Source organism: Sphingobacterium thalpophilum (genome assembly GCF_901482695.1).
Taxonomy (GTDB): Bacteria; Bacteroidota; Bacteroidia; order Sphingobacteriales; family Sphingobacteriaceae; genus Sphingobacterium; species Sphingobacterium thalpophilum.
This window is the reverse complement of the sequence record NZ_LR590484.1, coordinates 652,284-668,686: the sequence shown is the minus strand read 5'-3', so window position 1 is coordinate 668,686 and position 16,403 is coordinate 652,284. Positions and strand designations below refer to the sequence as shown.

General features: G+C 41.4%; 16 protein-coding genes. 12 read left to right on the top strand and 4 right to left on the bottom strand.

Annotation, left to right across the window (positions count from 1 at the left end; all coding sequences use genetic code 11):
* Positions 1 to 34 precede the first annotated feature (34 nt).
* Positions 35 to 1,381, bottom strand: coding sequence for a Gfo/Idh/MocA family protein (locus tag FGL37_RS02925; protein ID WP_028071317.1), 1,347 nt, complete (start codon positions 1,379 to 1,381; stop codon positions 35 to 37).
* Between the two features lie 228 nt (positions 1,382 to 1,609).
* Between FGL37_RS02925 and FGL37_RS02920 the strand changes: the two genes are divergently transcribed.
* Together FGL37_RS02920 and FGL37_RS02915 are read left to right on the top strand one after the other, a co-directional pair.
* Positions 1,610 to 2,716 carry a phosphotransferase enzyme family protein gene (locus FGL37_RS02920; RefSeq protein WP_028071318.1) on the top strand — a complete coding sequence of 369 codons (1,107 nt, stop codon included), beginning with the start codon at positions 1,610 to 1,612 and terminating at the stop codon, positions 2,714 to 2,716.
* 21 nt (positions 2,717 to 2,737) lie between these two features.
* Positions 2,738 to 3,382, top strand: coding sequence for a carbohydrate-binding family 9-like protein (locus tag FGL37_RS02915; RefSeq protein WP_028071319.1), 645 nt, complete (start codon positions 2,738 to 2,740; stop codon positions 3,380 to 3,382).
* Between the two features lie 26 nt (positions 3,383 to 3,408).
* On the opposite strand, the gene FGL37_RS02910 is transcribed toward FGL37_RS02915, so the two are convergent.
* On the bottom strand, positions 3,409 to 3,747 hold the full coding sequence (locus FGL37_RS02910) for a DUF2853 family protein (protein WP_028071320.1): 339 nt from the start codon (positions 3,745 to 3,747) through the stop codon (positions 3,409 to 3,411).
* A 226-nt stretch (positions 3,748 to 3,973) separates the two neighbouring features.
* Between FGL37_RS02910 and FGL37_RS02905 the strand changes: the two genes are divergently transcribed.
* The 8 genes from FGL37_RS02905 (at position 3,974) to FGL37_RS02870 (ending at position 12,398) form a co-directional block, all read left to right on the top strand.
* Positions 3,974 to 4,222: a type B 50S ribosomal protein L31 gene (locus FGL37_RS02905; protein WP_028071321.1), complete on the top strand. Its 249-nt coding sequence runs from the start codon at positions 3,974 to 3,976 to the stop codon at positions 4,220 to 4,222.
* A gap of 78 nt (positions 4,223 to 4,300) precedes the next feature.
* A complete protein-coding gene (locus FGL37_RS02900) occupies positions 4,301 to 5,479 on the top strand; it encodes a putative sugar nucleotidyl transferase (RefSeq protein WP_160169531.1) in 1,179 nt (392 codons plus the stop codon).
* A gap of 5 nt (positions 5,480 to 5,484) precedes the next feature.
* On the top strand, positions 5,485 to 6,252 hold the full coding sequence (gene tpiA / locus FGL37_RS02895) for a triose-phosphate isomerase (RefSeq protein ID WP_028071322.1): 768 nt from the start codon (positions 5,485 to 5,487) through the stop codon (positions 6,250 to 6,252).
* Between the two features lie 9 nt (positions 6,253 to 6,261).
* Positions 6,262 to 7,101 (top strand): 50S ribosomal protein L11 methyltransferase, encoded by an 840-nt coding sequence (gene prmA / locus FGL37_RS02890; protein WP_028071323.1) that lies wholly within the window; start codon positions 6,262 to 6,264, stop codon positions 7,099 to 7,101.
* A 7-nt stretch (positions 7,102 to 7,108) separates the two neighbouring features.
* On the top strand, positions 7,109 to 8,479 hold the full coding sequence (locus FGL37_RS02885) for a Mur ligase domain-containing protein (protein WP_028071324.1): 1,371 nt from the start codon (positions 7,109 to 7,111) through the stop codon (positions 8,477 to 8,479).
* Between the two features lie 78 nt (positions 8,480 to 8,557).
* Positions 8,558 to 8,887 carry a helix-turn-helix domain-containing protein gene (locus FGL37_RS02880; RefSeq protein ID WP_028071325.1) on the top strand — a complete coding sequence of 110 codons (330 nt, stop codon included), beginning with the start codon at positions 8,558 to 8,560 and terminating at the stop codon, positions 8,885 to 8,887.
* Positions 8,888 to 9,023: 136 nt separating this feature from the next.
* Positions 9,024 to 10,811, top strand: a complete 1,788-nt coding sequence (locus FGL37_RS02875; RefSeq protein ID WP_051607216.1) for a peptide MFS transporter — start codon at positions 9,024 to 9,026, stop codon at positions 10,809 to 10,811.
* A gap of 57 nt (positions 10,812 to 10,868) precedes the next feature.
* Complete coding sequence (locus FGL37_RS02870; protein WP_037534056.1) at positions 10,869 to 12,398, top strand: peptide MFS transporter; 1,530 nt, start codon at positions 10,869 to 10,871, stop codon at positions 12,396 to 12,398.
* 110 nt (positions 12,399 to 12,508) lie between these two features.
* Here the strand turns inward: FGL37_RS02870 and FGL37_RS02865 are convergent, their stop codons facing one another.
* Positions 12,509 to 13,504, bottom strand: a complete 996-nt coding sequence (locus FGL37_RS02865) for an acyl-ACP desaturase (RefSeq protein ID WP_028071328.1) — start codon at positions 13,502 to 13,504, stop codon at positions 12,509 to 12,511.
* Positions 13,505 to 13,822: 318 nt separating this feature from the next.
* Between FGL37_RS02865 and FGL37_RS02860 the strand changes: the two genes are divergently transcribed.
* Positions 13,823 to 15,046, top strand: coding sequence for a cysteine desulfurase (locus FGL37_RS02860; RefSeq protein ID WP_028071329.1), 1,224 nt, complete (start codon positions 13,823 to 13,825; stop codon positions 15,044 to 15,046).
* A gap of 11 nt (positions 15,047 to 15,057) precedes the next feature.
* Positions 15,058 to 15,477, top strand: coding sequence for a SufE family protein (locus FGL37_RS02855; protein WP_028071330.1), 420 nt, complete (start codon positions 15,058 to 15,060; stop codon positions 15,475 to 15,477).
* A 103-nt stretch (positions 15,478 to 15,580) separates the two neighbouring features.
* Here the strand turns inward: FGL37_RS02855 and FGL37_RS02850 are convergent, their stop codons facing one another.
* Positions 15,581 to 16,402 carry a VOC family protein gene (locus FGL37_RS02850; RefSeq protein WP_028071331.1) on the bottom strand — a complete coding sequence of 274 codons (822 nt, stop codon included), beginning with the start codon at positions 16,400 to 16,402 and terminating at the stop codon, positions 15,581 to 15,583.
* Position 16,403: the final 1 nt, after the last annotated feature.

Genomic DNA, 16,403 nt, shown 5'->3' with positions numbered 1-16,403 from the left:
TACAGCTTCTTTTATCGGGGATAAATTTTTGAAATTACATACCGCTGTCATCCAGCATAAACGTGTTCTTTTTAGTTTTCCATTTCCCTCTGGTAAAGTCCGGAAACTCGAGCGTTTTGTTACCCTTCTTGATGGATTCAGTAGAAAGCGGAAATACAGCACTCATGGTGACAGAGTCGTATACGTCAATAGGCGTTTGTACCTTTTGCTTAACAGCTTGAATGAACGCATTGAACACAAACCAGTCCATACCGCCGTGACCGGATCCTGTCGCTAGTTCTTCATATTTTTTCCAGATTGGGTGATCGTATTTTTTTACCCATTCATCTGCTGGATCCCATGTATGCGGCTTGGATTTGCCTTCGATATGGATGCCCTTGGCAACGTCCATCCAGATGCCCTCGGTTCCCTGCACACGGAAGCCGATAGAATAGGGTCTTGGCAGGTGGGTATCGTGTGTCAGCAACATCGTCTCTCCGTTGGCACACTGAAGCATCGTCTGCGTGATATCTCCGTTTTTGTAATCAATTTTGCTGTTTGGATGGCCCGGCGAAACTTTATTTACATAGGCCGCCAAACCACGTGCTTTGCTTGAGTAAGAGGTTAAGTGTGTGAATCTATTGCCTTTGTTGATATCTACAAATTGCATGATCGGGCCTAAGCCATGCGTAGGGTATAGGTCGCCGTCTTGGTCGATGTTAAATTGTGTGCGCCATTGAGCTTCAGAAATCGCCTTTGGCCCGTATTCCACACCGTGACCGTAGTAGTTCTTTCCATCATTGAATAGCACTTCTCGCAGGTCGTGCTGGTAGCCCCCTTCGAGGTGCAGTAATTCACCGAAAAGTCCTTGTCTGTGCATATTTAATACGGCAAGTACATCGCGGCGAAAAGCAACATTTTCTAGCGTCATGTAAGGCTTTCCGGTTTCTTCTGATGCTTTGACGACATCCCAGTGATCTTGTACTGTTAGACCTGCGATTACTTCGCAGCCAACATACAGGCCTGCTTTCATCGAATCAATAGCTTGGTCTTTATGAAACTGCCAAGGCGTAGCGATGATGACAGCATCTAGCTTTTCATTGCTCAGCATTTTTTTGTAAGCATCTACGCCGCCGGTATATTCTTTAGGTAATTTGGTGCCCTTCGCATTGAATTGTTTGCGACACTGGGCAAGAGATTCTTCTTGCGTATCACATATGGCTACAATTTCTAAATCGTCTCTATTTAAGGCTATCTGAACATGGTTACGTCCGCGAAGGCCGACTCCAATGAAACCGATTTTAATCTTTCCAGTTGTCTGGGCAAAAAGATCTGTGCTTGACAGGACACCGATTCCAGCCGTAGTGATGGCCGTTGATTTAATGAAATTTCTTCTATCCATTGTTTTGAGATATGAGGAGTTGTATATTAGTTATTTAACGCCGTAAAACCGTCTAAGCGACTGGCTCTTATCAACAAATATATTATTTCATTTCCTATAAATGAAAGTGCAAACGATTGTCTAAAATTATTTAATTTCATGCAATCGTTTGATTGAAATAAAAATTATCATTTATTAATTCAATTTGTGATATTGCAGGCACATTGATGATTTAAAAAACATAGTTTAATGTCTGATTTTAACCAATTAGTAGTAGAGAGCGCAGCAAAACAATTTACGTTAGAAGGAGATATCATTTCAGTACAGCCTTTTGGTTCCGGTCATATCAATGATACGTATCGTGTAGTAAGTTCTGTCAATAACGGCATATCCTATTTATTGCAGCGGATTAACCATCATGTTTTTCCAAATGTGGATGGCTTGATGCACAATATCGCTATTGTGACCAAGCATCTGAGTAAGAAGGTAAAAGTTGCCCAAGGAAAGAGAGTGACAGATCATGTGCTGACGATCATTCCCACAGTAGAAGGAAAATTATATACAAAAGATAGCCAGGGCAACTACTGGCGCATGTTTATTCTGATTGAAGATACAAAGAGCTACGATATTGTGGAGACAGAGGTGCAGGCAGCAGAGGGGGGGCGTGCTTTTGGACTGTTTCAGAAACAGCTTTCTGACTTGGATGCATCTCAGATCGTTGAAGTACTTCCCAATTTTCACAATATAGAATTCAGGCTCGACAACCTCAGGAAGGCCATCGAAACGGATGTCTGTCAGCGCGTCGACGCGGTGAAGAACAAATTAGATTTTATCTTTAGCCGCGAAGGACGGATGAAAACAATTCTGGATCTGGGAAACAAAGGCGCATTGCCTGTGCGGATTACACATAACGATACTAAGTTTAATAATGTGCTTCTGGATATCCATGACAAAATGCAATGTGTGATCGACCTGGATACGGTAATGCCCGGATATGTAGCCTATGATTTTGGAGATGCGATCCGAACCATTATTAACCCTGTTGCGGAAGATGAAAAAGATGTTTCCAAGGTTGTGCTCAATCTGGGTTTATATAAAGCGTATGCCGAAGGGTACCTGGAAGAAGCAAACGCATTTTTGACCACCCTGGAGAAGGAAACATTGGTCGATGGTGCATTTTTATTGCCTTATATGCAGGGTGTACGTTTCTTGACCGACTATCTGGAAGGGGACCATTATTATAAAACCAAATACGATGAGCATAACTTAGTGCGTACCAACACACAATTGAAGTTAGTCGAGGAAATGGAGAAGAATGAAGAGTTTATGCGCAAAGTAATCTTTGATTCTATCTAGCGATTTTATACCTTTAAATTTATGAATAAACTGACTATCCTTCCGATCCTCTCAAACCTGTCCGGTAAGGAGGATTTCTACCAGTTGTCGGCACTTGCTGAAAATCTGGAGTGGAATACCTTATCCTATTGCAACTGGAGCGAATCCTATCCCTATCAGCCATACGTACGGTTCAGGATCGGATACACGGAGGACGCATTTCTATTGCAGTTTGATGTGGAAGAAGAGCAGATGCGTGGAAGTTATTCCGAAATGAACCAAAATGTCTGGGAAGATAGCTGTGTAGAGTTTTTTATTTCATTTGATGAGGGGAAAACCTATTACAACATTGAATTTAATCTGATTGGTACAGGTCTCATCGGTTATGGATCCGCAGACAAGTCGACCCGGAATAGACTGAGTGCCGAAGAAATCGGTTCTGTGCGAACATTTTCCATGATTGAGCGTTATGGTGAAAAGAAGCATTGGAGCATGATCCAACTTGTTCCATTTGCCGTTCTAAAGCTTAGCAATTCAGATGATCTGAAAGGTAGGAAAGTGCATGGTAATTTCTATAAATGTGGTGATAAGTTAAAAAATCCGCATTTTTTATCCTGGAGCAAAATAGACAATCCAACTCCTAATTTCCATTTGCCTCAGTTCTTTGGGGAATTGATCTTTGGATAGAAGTTGGATTGTGGAAGTGTCTATGCTTATTGGTAAACAGATTCTTTTTTGAATTTTTTTGCCAATAATGCGTATACCAATACACGGTATTTATTTTTATTGGATTTACCAATGGCTGCGATCACCTCTTCCAATGCTTTGTCTAAATCCGGCCCATCTTTTAGCCCCAATTTTTTAATTAAGAAATTTTGTTTGACACGATTAAGTTCATCGGGATCTGATGCAGCGATAGTCTCCGAATCTGGATTATAAATGGAAGGTCCGATCGCCCTTGTTACTTTGGCAATAAAGGCTTCATCCAATGATAAACCTAATTTTTTGGACTCTGCAGTGTATGCTGCGATTTTTTCATCTAATTTGCTCATAATTATGTAAACGATTTAATTGTAGTAAGTTAAATTAATGAAAAAAAGTTGGAGAACAAAATAATTCTTGGGAGATTAATAAAGATTGTTACATTTGTACGCAGTTGATGCCGGTAACTCAAAGTGTGGAAAAATTCCCTGAATTATTCTGAATAACTGTTGCAAGTTACATTTTTATAAGTTATCTTTGCACCTCAATAATTGAATATACGTAATCATAATAATAATGAAAAAAGATTTGCACCCTTCAAATTACAGATTAGTTGTATTTAAAGATATGTCAAATGACTATGCTTTTCTTACCAAATCTTGTGTTGAAACCAAAGAAACTATTCAATGGGAAGATGGTAATGAGTACCCAGTTGTAAAATTAGAGATTTCTCATACATCACACCCTTTCTATACAGGTAAGATGAAATTGGTTGATACAGCTGGCCGTATCGATAAATTCCGTAACCGTTACAACAAGAAATAATTGTAGCAGATCTGTATATTACAATATCAAGAACTCGATAAATATGATTTGTCGGGTTTTTTTTATTACTTTTATTTTGTGAAAATCTTTTTTGTAGACAGCTCAGAGACTGTTCAGCCATTGGGCAAGCTTAGCCACCCGGTAGCTTTTTTTGATAAAAAGAGTTTATATCCGTTTACCTTTATCAAATCCTGTTTAGACTTGCGTGTAGGAATTCTTACGCTCAAAGAGAAGTGGATTAAGCTGGCGTCTAAACTAGCGCTTGAGCTGATATGCGTTGGAGATAGCAGAGGCGAAGAGGGCTTAATCTGGGTTTCAGCGAATGTTGTTCCATCCGCACCATTACTCAAGGTTATCCAAGGGATGGCTGCCGGTGATGTCCTGCAACAGAAAGGGCAGGCTGTGGCTGTTCGCTATAGCGTCAAAGGCGATTATTCCCTCCGCGATTTGCCGGTAAGGGTCAGTCTTCTACAAGGGGTCGAAGACCTATTCTTGACAGTGGGAGCTGAAATTAGAAGCGACTTCGGCCTGCTGGTCGAAGAACAGGTGCAACCTCTAGTGTCATCGACCAATCAATTGCTCGGTACAGCCTTTTCTATTGGCGCAGATGTATCTATGGAGTGTGCTACTCTTAATGCGATGGACGGGCCAATCTATATTGACGAAGGGGTCACTATTATGGAAGGAGCCCGTTTACGTGGACCTTTATATCTTGGACAAGGAGCCGTTGTAAAGATGGGGGCTACAATTTATGGTAATGTTTCCGTTGGCAAACAGAGTGTAGTGGGCGGTGAGGTCGGTAATTCGGTCATCGGCGACTTCTCTGCCAAAGGGCATCATGGCTATCTGGGCTGTTCGGTTGTCGGCGACTGGTGCAACCTTGGCGCTGGCACCTCCAATTCGAATCTGAAAAACAACCTCAAAACGGTGTCGATTTATGACTATAGGCAAGAAGCCTTTCGCGACACCGGTCTCCTCAAATGTGGCGCTTTTATCGGTGACTATTCAAGGCTGGGCATAAATTCAGCTCTAAATACGGGGACAGTAATTGGTATGGCAAGTATGCTGGCAGATACAAGTTTTTATGCTAAATTTGTACCGTCATTTGCATGGGTGTTCGATGGCGATGTACAGCCCTATCGCCTGGACAAATGCATGGAGTATCTGGAAGAGTTATACAAATCAAAAGGGCAGAAGCTTCCAGAACAGATCAAAAGGGAATTGAATCAACTTAACAGAAATATCATTAAATCGTAAAAATCATGCGTAAAAAAATCGTAGCTGGTAATTGGAAAATGAATTTGGACTATCAGTCTGGACTAAGTCTGTTTTCCGAGATTATCAATATGGCCAAAGATGAGGTGATTGGCAATCAACAATTGGTCGTGTGTAGCCCATTTATTCATTTGTCAAGCCTTGGACAATTATCGAAAAATATTGCTAATGTGAATATCGGCGCGCAAAATATTCATCAGGCGGAGTCTGGAGCCTATACAGGCGAGGTGTCTGCAGTACAGGTTAAATCAGTTGGGGCTTCACATGTAATTTTGGGGCATTCGGAGAGACGCGCATATTTCGGAGAGACAGATGCATTGTTAGCGACTAAAGTTGATGCTGCACTTAAGCATGACCTGACACCAATTTTCTGTGTTGGCGAAACAAAAGAAGAACGCGAGTCCGGCGATTTCTTTACTGTAATTAAAACACAATTGGCAGATGGATTGTTTCACTTATCCAAAGAGGCTTTTGAAGCGATCGTTTTAGCATATGAACCGGTCTGGGCGATTGGTACCGGACTTACAGCGAGCCCTGAACAGGCACAGGAAGTCCATGCATTTATTCGTAAAGTTATCGCTGAAAAATACGGGCAGGAGACCGCAGATAATACAAGTATACTATATGGTGGATCATGCAATCCGGGAAATGCAAAAGATTTATTTGCACAGGCGGATATCGACGGTGGTCTCATTGGTGGTGCTTCTTTGAAATCGCGAGATTTTATAGATATTGCCAAAGTGTTTAACGGCTAATTTAAAAAAATGAAATACCTGGAGGTTATCTTTCAAATGCTATCTGGTGAAGAATGGCAAAAAGATCTGTTGATAGCAGATTTGGCGGACATTGGTTTTGATACTTTTGAAGATACCGAATCTGGATTTGCAGCCTATATCCCGGCTGCAAATCTAGATTTGCAAGCTTTAGAAACGTTGATGCTCAATCTTGACGAAGGAATTGAGGTGAACTATAAAGTCAACGAAATTGAAAATCAGAATTGGAACAAGCTTTGGGAAAGTAATTTTAATCCCATTGAAGTTGGTGGACAGTGTTATGTACGGGCAACTTTTCATGACACGAAGCCTGATTTTCCCTATGAAATAATTATTGATCCAAAGATGTCTTTCGGGACAGGTCACCATCAGACTACTTCGATGATGTTGCAGTACATTCTAGAGGATGAGTTTGAGGGTAAGGCAGTTCTGGATATGGGCTGTGGAACAGGTATCTTAGCGATACTGGCATCAAAAAAAGGTGCTAACCCCATATTAGCGGTAGACTATGACGAGATCTGTGTCGATAGTGTGCGTGAAAATAGTGTGCTGAACCAGGTGGATAATATCGAGCCCCTTTGTGGCTCGTATGAAGTTTTGGAGGGCAGGTCGTTCGATAGTATTCTGGCAAATATTAATCGGAATATTCTGTTGGAACAATTGCCTCAGTATGCGCACAGTATACAGCACAATGGAGCATTGTATCTGAGCGGTTTTTATGAGCAGGAAGATTTGCCTATGTTGCTGGAGGCAGCACAATCTTTGGGCTTTGAGTTTGTCTCCAAAAAAGTTTTAAATAATTGGTGTGCAGCCAAGTTTGTGAAACGGTAATAGAGCTATGCGTATTCATTTTATAGCGATAGGCGGAAGTGTGATGCACAACCTTGCAATTTCATTGGCCAAGCAAGGGCATCAGGTTACGGGATCCGACGACCAGATCGTAGAACCTTCACGGTCTCATTTGATTGAAGCGGGCTTATTGCCGGATCAGCTGGGATGGTTTGAAGAAAGAGTAACTGATGATATCGATGCCGTGATTTTGGGCGCCCACGCCCAGGCAGATAATCCCGAGTTAAAGAAAGCGCAGGATCTGGCGCTTAAAATCTATTCTTTCCCTGAATTTGTTCAAGAACTTTCACAGGATAAAATCCGTGTAGTCATTGCCGGTAGTTATGGTAAAACGACGATTGCAAGTATGGTCATGCATGTCATGCGTTATTTAGGCAAGGAGTTTGACTATCTGGTCGGTGCACAGTTACGCGGCTTCGACAGGCTGGTCGATATTACCAAACACAACAAGGTAATCATTATCGAAGGAGATGAGTATGTGTCCTCCAAAATCGACCCTAAGTCCAAGTTTTTATACTATAAACCAAATATTGCATTGATTTCTGGCATCGTTTGGAATGAGTATAATTCGAAATTATCAAAAGAAGACTATATTCAGCAATTTGAAGATTTTATCGACACCATCCCCTCTAAAGGTACATTAATCTACAACAAGGAAGATGCTGTGCTACAAAAGGTCCTGCAGGACACCAAAGACTGTAAGATCAACAGACATGGATATAAAATTCCGGAGTATACAATCAATAAGGGAATTACCTATATCAATACACCTGAAGGAGACGTGCCGCTACAGGTATTTGGAAAGCACAATTTATCCAATATTGCAGGTGCTTATACTGTTTGCGAATGGCTGGGCATCAAGAAGAAAGATTTTTTTGAGGCCATCAAAAGCTTCAATACATCTATCCGCTATTTGGAGTTTGTAGCAAGCTCAGAGGGGTCTGTGGTCTATCAGGATTATGCATGTAATGCGGATAAGGTCAAGTCTAGTATTCATGCGGTTAAAGAGCAATTTCCTAATCAGAAACTGGTCACAATTATCGAATTAAACTCTTATGATAGTTTAGACTCGTCATTTTTGTTACAATACGCAGACTCTATGAAAGAGTCGGATGTATCTGTGGTCTATGTCAATATCAACTCCTGTAAGGAGCTGAATAAAGATGTGGAAAGTGTACCTGAAAATATTAAGAAAAGTTTTAACAATCCTGATTTAGAGGTTGTTGTAAGTTTGGATGGACTTTACTCCTTTCTGGATGGCGTTAAATCTAGGGGTTACAATTTACTGCTTATGAGTTTAAATAATTATAATGGGGTTAACCTCTCAGTGCTCGCAGATCGTTTTTTTCGGGATTTTTAAAGAAAAAAATATAATTTAATGTAAATTAATTTTTAAATGCTATTTTTGTTTGCTATTTTTGTTTAAAATATCTACCAGATGAACGCATTAGGAAAAAAAATTAGATTACTTAGACACCAAAAAGGGTGGAGTCAAGAAGATGTTGCAAAGCGATTGGATATCTCAATCCCAGCATTTTCTAAAATTGAAACAGGAATTACAGATGTCAATCTGTCTCGCCTAAATCAAATTTCAAAATTATTCAATTTGACAGTTGTTCAACTATTATCGACCTCCGATTCGGAAGAAGATAAAGAGTATGTCAACGAGGTAAATGCACTAACGCAGAAGCTGCAGCAGCGCGATACTGAAGTGATTGAACTTCAAAAAAAGGTCATCGACCTTTACGAGCAATTGCACAAAAGATAGGGCATATTAAAATTGTTACTTAAAAGGCGATCCAACGGATTGCCTTTTTTTGTTTATGCAACTTTATTTTGGTCAAAAGTGATTTTGTTTTTGTTTCTTTGTAAGTATTTTATAAAAAAATAAAGGTTGACTACTTATGGGGAGATTAAACGGGGAAGCAACAACAATCCCGTCGAACGATTTTTTTAAATCCAATGTACTCGGACAGCGCTCAGGCCTGTTCGTGCTATTCTTTACAGAGATGTGGGAACGGTTTTCGTTCTATGGCATGCGCGTTTTACTAATACAATTTTTAACCGCAGCAGTGATTCACGGAAGCCCTTTCTCAGGCTGGGCTTGGACTGCACAACAGGCTGGTGCACTATACGGAACCTACGCCATGATGCTCTATCTGACACCGATTCTCGGGGGGATCATTGCCGATAAATATATCGGATCCCGAAAGGCAGTAATTATCGGAGCGCTTATCATGACCTTGGGACACGCAGCAATGGCTTTCGATACAGCTATCATGTTTTTTTTAGGACTCGTCTGCCTGGTTGTGGGTACAGGTTTTTTCAAGCCCAATATGCCTTCGATATTAGGTGAAATGTATAAAGATCTACCGGAAAAGAAAGATGGTGCATATACTATATTTTATATGGGGGTGAATGCCGGAGCTTTCTTTGGCATGATGCTGTGTGGTTATATCGCCGAAACTTATGGCTGGCACTGGGGCTTTGGATTAGCTGGTATATTTATGTTTTTAGGTACTCTGCAATTTGCATTTGCTAAACCACTTATGGGGAACCTGGGCGTGTTGGACAAAGTGACAGCAGACAATTTGGTAGTAGAAGAGAGTAAGGAGCCGCTCGACGATACCGATACTAAAAATCCTTTTACGCTGCGGGACTACATTCTTATAGGTATAGTATCCATTATTGGCTTTGTATATGCATTTAATGATCCTTTATCAAAAAATGGGATAATCGATGTCTTCTCCGGATTAGATACCTCCTTTTTAAGAGGACAATATCTGATGGTAATTATCGCTTTAGTGCTATTCATTTATCTGTTTGTATCCCGAATTTTGCGGTATGACAAAGTAGTCCGTGATCGGATGTTTGCGGTGGTGCTGTTGGCTTTTTTTCTGATTTTTTTCTTTATGAGTTTCGAACAGGGAGCGACATCTTTGGTCTTAGTTGCGCGTGACAATATTGATCGGGCCCTTACCGGAACAGCATTGACAACATTCAACGTAGTTAATGGCTTATTGACCATTGTGCCCCTATCTATTATTACATGGGTATTGGTAAAACTGGCGCGCGTCACCTGGAATAAAATTGCATTATCGAATATCGTTTTATTTGTCTGCTTTGCACTGATCTGGGGCGCAGCGATCTGGATGCTTTACAAAGAGTTTAATAAAGAGGCGTCTGAGATCAAGGTATCTTGGTTCTCCATCCTCAACTCCTTTTTTATTATTGCGCTAGCCTCTACCATATCTAAAATCTGGGAATCTAAATATAATCCGTCTGCAGCGTTCAAATATGGCTTTGGATTAATTCTGGTTGCTATCGGATTTCTGATCATTGGTTTAGGCTCCTGGGGTATCGCGCCGGGCACAAAAATCTCTATGGTATTTCTGGTAATGACCTACCTCTTCCATACTTTGGGCGAATTATTTATTTCTCCTGTGGGCTTATCGTATGTATCCAAGTTGGTTCCAGCACGGATGCTAGCTTTTATGTTTGGAATATGGTACCTCGCTATTGCCATTGCTCAGAAGGTGGCAGCAGTTTTGGGAGGCCAGGTGGAAGCTATTCAGCAAGAGTATTCTTTAAGCCACTTTTTCTTCTTGTTCACAGCAATTCCCGCCCTGGCCGGATTGCTCGTTATGCTGTTCAATCCTTTGATCAAAAGATTGATGCACGGAATTAAATAGTAAACTATACAAGCTTCTTTTGCGAAAGAAGCTTTTTTGATTAATATAAAATTAACTATGGAGGCGAGTAAACGCGAGTCGTTAGAAGAGATTCAAAATTTTGAAGGAAAATATCCAAAACAAATCTGGAACCTGTTTTTCTCGGAAATGTGGGAAAGATTTTGCTTTTATGGCATGCGAGGGATGTTGGTATTCTTTATGATTTCACAGCTGAATTTTGCTGAAAAAGAGGCTAATCTTCAGTATGGTGCGACACAGGCATTCGTATATGCATTTACGTTTATCGGCGGCCTGTTTGCCGATAAGATTTTAGGTTTTCGAAAATCGCTATTTTGGGGGGGATTATTAATGATCGTAGGTAGCGTTTTTCTAGCTACAGATCCACATCAGTATTTTTTCTTTGGCCTTTCGTTTATCATCATTGGTACGGGTTTTTTTAAACCAAATATTTCAACGATGGTGGGTGAATTGTACAGGGAAGGTGATAATCGGCGGGACGGTGGTTTCTCCTTGTTCTATGCCGGAATAAACCTGGGTGCCTTCTTAGGAGGCTACGTTTGCGTGGCTATCGGGAAAGGTTATATGCTGACTTCGATCATTTCAGAAGCGCATCGCTGGAATGTAGCGTTCGGCTTAGCTGCAGTGGGGATGCTGATCAGTTTGGTTAATTTTCACTTTACCAAAAAACATCTTGGCCCTATTGGTCTACAACCGGGAGATCCAGAAGCTATCGTGAAAACTAAGGCGTTACCTCGATGGGTGGAATACGCTGTATATGGGCTGACATTGCTCTTTATACCCGTTATTCAGATTATGGTGTCCAAGACGCAATATACCGATTATTTCATGTACACCATTGGGCCGTTGACGCTGCTGTACCTCTTTTATGAAATGTCAAAAGTGAGTCGCGAAGAACGTAACAAATTGGTTGCGGCGCTCGTATTTATTCTGTTTTCAATTATTTTCTGGGGAATATATGAGCAGAGCGGCGGTTCCTTGAGTATTTTTGCTGCTAAGCACCTGAACGATTCCCTGTTGGGGGTAGTGACCCTCGATCCCAATGGCGTGAACAACTCCGGCGGCGCGTTATTTATTATTGCCCTGGCCCCTTTGTTTGGACTATTTTGGATCTGGTTGGCGAAGCGGAAACTTGAACCGAATACAATTATCAAGTTTGGTCTCGGATTTGTTTTCTTAGGTTTGGGCTATTATGTGCTTTTCGCGACACGATTGTTTGCCCACGATGGAATGACGTCATTGGATATCTTTACACTCGCGCTATTGGTAATAACGGTAGGTGAGCTTTGCCTTTCTCCGATCGGACTTTCTATCATGACTAAACTGTCTCCAGCAAAATTGCAAGGAATTATGATGGGGATGTGGTTTTTGGCCAGTGCCTACGGTCAGTACGTTGCTGGCTTGATCGGCGCGAGTATGGCCGAGACAAAAGAAGGCAGCTCCCTGGCGGATAACTTGACAACCTATACGGAAAGTTACAAGCAACTGGGTTTATATTCGTTGATAGCAGGTGTCGTCCTTATCGCTTTATCGCCGGTCGTACGTAAACTAATGGGCAACGTCAAATAGGGAAGCATTCCGCAAAATTCCATTAAGGTCAACATAGAATACTTGCGGAAAGGAAGAATATTCACAATGGCTAAATAAAAAAAGCTTGACTAAAATCAAGCTTTTTTTATTTAGCCATAAATCCATTTGAATTTATATTCTTTCTCCGGAATCTTCATCCGATCAGCCAACCTTGTAAGGCGGTCCGGCAGTTTGAGAAGGTAGTCTCTCGCTTTCTCTCCTTTATCATTTAGGCCTGACACTTGATCAATTTTCCATTCCTTGTTTAGTTCTTTTAGGATATCCACGTAATCGAGGGCTGTATAGACTCCGAGTCGCTGTGCAGCATCTGAAAAATGGGCAAATGCCTCTCCCTGAGGCTCACCGGATTCCCTCAAAAACTGTGCTGGCATCACGATTTTCTTGCGCATCATATCTTCAAATGCAATCATGACTTCACTTGGGTCAACTGTTATTGCTTTCGATATGAAGGACATATAGGCTTTGGCATGACGGGCTTCATCAGAAGCAATGACACCGCACATCTTTGCTAGCAACTTGTCTCCACTTTTCTTAGAAAGCCCAGCAACTCGACGGTGTGACACATTAGTCGCCAATTCCTGAAAAGAGGTATAAATAAAATTGCGGTAAGGATCTGCTCCTGTACCAATATCAAATCCATCCTGAATAAGATATTGCGTAGAAATTTCGAACTGACGCATATCTATTCTTCCGGATAAATAAAGGTATTTATTTAATAGGTCGCCGTGCCGGTTTTCTTCTGCAGTCCATGCACGCACCCACTTCATCCAACCGCCCTGTTCATTTTTGTCAACATCTTCAACCATCGTCAGCCAGGACTCGTAAGTTGGCAGAGCCTCCTCTGTTATCGTGTCACCTATTAATACTGCAACTAAATCATATGGAAGTTCCTTAGCACTTTCCTGTAAATCTCTTATTTCCTCAAAAAACGTATCCCTCGAAGCATCTGGAAGAAAATCAGCAGGTTGCCACATTTCTTCAACAGGCTTCAGGTATTCGCTCATCTCATTCAACATGAACGGTTCCAAGTAGGCCATCACTTCTTTACGTGACCCTTCGGGTATATTTAGAGGTAATTCTTGCATATTAATACAAAGGTAACTAAATAGCGTCAATAAATTATATAAGGACAATAGAATTGTGAAAAATCGCAGGAGATGGCGTATTTTATGGATAATTGCACGCGTTCAGTGTTTATGACAAAGCTGTTACAGCATGCATTAGAGTATATTTATCGACAAAAGATCGATATTAAGTGATGCTGAAAAAAAACGTGTGTGGCGTTATTTGGGGCATATTTACGGACAATGCGAAAGGAATACTTGATAATGACATAAAAAACAGATTGCCGGTCCTGTATTCGATAAAATACTATTAACTTTGTATAAATTATTTAGACTGCTTTGGAAACATATAATATAGATAAAATACGTGCAGATTTCCCGATTTTAAAAAGAGAGGTAAATGGTAAGCCCCTGGTCTACTTGGACAATGGTGCCACGACGCAGAAACCTGTATCCGTTATCAATTCGATAGCGCATTATTATAGCGATATGAATAGTAATGTGCATCGCGGGGTTCATTATTTAAGTCAGATTTCAACAGATGCTTTTGAGGTAACCCGCAGGAAGATTCAGTTTTTCATCAATGCGCCGGAGGACAGACAGGTGATCATTACCAAAGGCACCACAGATAGTATCAATCTGGTGGCAACTTGTTATGGCAGAGCTTTTATCCAAGAAGGCGAAGAAATTATCCTTTCCGCCATGGAACACCATTCCAATATCGTACCTTGGCAGATGCTCTGTGATGAAAAAGGTTGCAAGATCCGTGTTATCCCGATGAATGATAAGGGCGAATTGGATATGGATGCCTATCGTGGACTGTTTAACGAACGGACCAAGCTTGTGGCGGTAACCTATGTTTCTAACGCATTAGGTACCATTAATCCTGTCAAAGAGATGATTTCGATCGCCCACGCACATGGAGCGGTCGTACTGGTGGATGCAGCTCAGGCTATACAGCATATCCAGGTGGATGTGCAGGATCTGGACGTGGACTTTTTGGCATTTTCGGGACATAAAATGTACGGACCTACAGGAGTCGGAGTATTGTACGGCAAAGAGGAACTGCTGAATGCCATGCCTCCCTATCAGGGCGGAGGTGATATGATTAAAGATGTCACTTTTGAAAAAACGACTTACAACGAACTTCCTTTTAAATTTGAAGCCGGTACCCCCAATATCGAAGCGGGCATATGTCTGAATGAAGCCATCGATTATATCAGCTCGATTGGTTTAGCACATATCGAGGCCTATGAACACGATCTGCTGGTCTACACACAAGAAAAATTAAGCCAGATTCCGGGTATACGTTTTATAGGTACCGCAGATCAAAAATGTTCGGTGATCTCCTTTATCATAGAGGGCACCCATCCCTATGACGTTGGGGTAATTTTGGATAAACTGGGTATTGCTGTACGCACTGGTCACCACTGCGCACAGCCGGTAATGGACCGCTTTGGCATTCCGGGAACAATCCGGGTTTCTTTGGCCCTTTATAATACGAAAGAAGATATAGATATTTTGATAGCAGGCATTCAGCGTGCCGTAAATATGTTAGTTTAATAAAAGTAGTTATGACTATTAATGAGATACAAGATGAGTTAATTGAAGATTTTGCTTTCTACACCGACTGGATGGAAAAATATGAATACATCATCCAGCTGGGTAAAGAAGTCCCTTTGATTGATGAACAATATAAGACAGATGAATATATTATCAAAGGATGCCAATCCAAGGTGTGGTTATATCCTGAAATGAAAGATGGCAAAGTATATTTCACTGCGGATAGCGATGCTATTATTACAAAAGGGCTTGTGAGCCTTATGGTAAAAGTGCTGTCAGGGCATACGGCCAAAGAAATTGTGGAGGCTGAGCTATACTTTGTTGACCAGATCGGTTTAAAAGAACATTTATCACCGACACGTGCAAACGGACTGCTGTCTATGATCAAGCAGATGAAATTATACGCGGTGGCCCTGCAGGTCAACGCTTAGAAAGATCACGATCGTGCACATGAGCAAAGAGGTGAACGGTTTCTTTGCGCATGTGCGACAAGGATATCGTTGTTAGACGGACCGACCTCACCTCTAAATTGGATCATTTCAAAAGGTCTTTGATCAGAATCTTGTTCATTTTCATTAATGCTTCAACGGCTCCGGGTTGCTGAAGATAATCTGCGATCTGTTCTGGTACAATTTGCCAGCTTACACCAAACTGGTCTTTGCACCATCCACAGCGACTTTCGTTTCCCTGCTGTGTGATTTTGTCCCAATAATAATCTATTTCCTCCTGATCCTTACAGAGGATGGTCATCGAAACGCCTTCCGTAAAGGTAAAGTCCTGCTTGACCCCACTATCCATCGCCATAAGCGTGAAGCCATTGACAACGAATTGAGTATGCTGGACCGAGCCTTTAAATTCTCCTTCAGGGTAGCGTAAGATACCGTTGCTCTGAAAATCCTTAAATAGATCTTCAAAAAAATGGAGCGCGGCTTCGCATTTACCTTGGTGAGCACCGCAATACATCAGTGTAGGGACAATCGCCTGTTGGTTCGTATCGCTCAGTTTACCTTGATAGAGTTGCCAGTTAACACCATACTTGTCTGCTAACCAGCCATAGTATGAACTCCAAGGGTAACTGTCGAGCGGCATCAGAATATGGCCATCTCGGGAAAAAGCAGCCCAGACACGGTCTATTTCTTCTTTTGATTCGCAGATCACCATAAAGGAGATCGAGGGATTAGCTTTAAACATCGGGCCGCCGTTGATACCGATAAACCGGATACCGTTTAATTCGGCTTCAACCACGATAGAAGAGGTGCTTTGGCAGTGGCTGTTCGGGAAAACCTGACAGTATAAATCAAAAGCCTCTTGGGCATTTTGGTCAAACCAGATAGAGGGAATAATTGAATTTTTCATG

Coding starts and splice junctions, on each gene's coding strand:
- prmA (WP_028071323.1), top strand. CDS start 6,262: ATGAAATACCTGGAGGTTATCTTTCAAATGCTATCTGGTGAAGAATGG.
- FGL37_RS02920 (WP_028071318.1), top strand. CDS start 1,610: ATGTCTGATTTTAACCAATTAGTAGTAGAGAGCGCAGCAAAACAATTT.
- FGL37_RS02905 (WP_028071321.1), top strand. CDS start 3,974: ATGAAAAAAGATTTGCACCCTTCAAATTACAGATTAGTTGTATTTAAA.
- FGL37_RS02855 (WP_028071330.1), top strand. CDS start 15,058: ATGACTATTAATGAGATACAAGATGAGTTAATTGAAGATTTTGCTTTC.
- FGL37_RS02850 (WP_028071331.1), bottom strand. CDS start 16,402: ATGAAAAATTCAATTATTCCCTCTATCTGGTTTGACCAAAATGCCCAA.
- FGL37_RS02925 (WP_028071317.1), bottom strand. CDS start 1,381: ATGGATAGAAGAAATTTCATTAAATCAACGGCCATCACTACGGCTGGA.
- FGL37_RS02880 (WP_028071325.1), top strand. CDS start 8,558: ATGAACGCATTAGGAAAAAAAATTAGATTACTTAGACACCAAAAAGGG.
- tpiA (WP_028071322.1), top strand. CDS start 5,485: ATGCGTAAAAAAATCGTAGCTGGTAATTGGAAAATGAATTTGGACTAT.
- FGL37_RS02915 (WP_028071319.1), top strand. CDS start 2,738: ATGAATAAACTGACTATCCTTCCGATCCTCTCAAACCTGTCCGGTAAG.
- FGL37_RS02910 (WP_028071320.1), bottom strand. CDS start 3,747: ATGAGCAAATTAGATGAAAAAATCGCAGCATACACTGCAGAGTCCAAA.
- FGL37_RS02870 (WP_037534056.1), top strand. CDS start 10,869: ATGGAGGCGAGTAAACGCGAGTCGTTAGAAGAGATTCAAAATTTTGAA.
- FGL37_RS02865 (WP_028071328.1), bottom strand. CDS start 13,504: ATGCAAGAATTACCTCTAAATATACCCGAAGGGTCACGTAAAGAAGTG.
- FGL37_RS02885 (WP_028071324.1), top strand. CDS start 7,109: ATGCGTATTCATTTTATAGCGATAGGCGGAAGTGTGATGCACAACCTT.
- FGL37_RS02875 (WP_051607216.1), top strand. CDS start 9,024: ATGGGGAGATTAAACGGGGAAGCAACAACAATCCCGTCGAACGATTTT.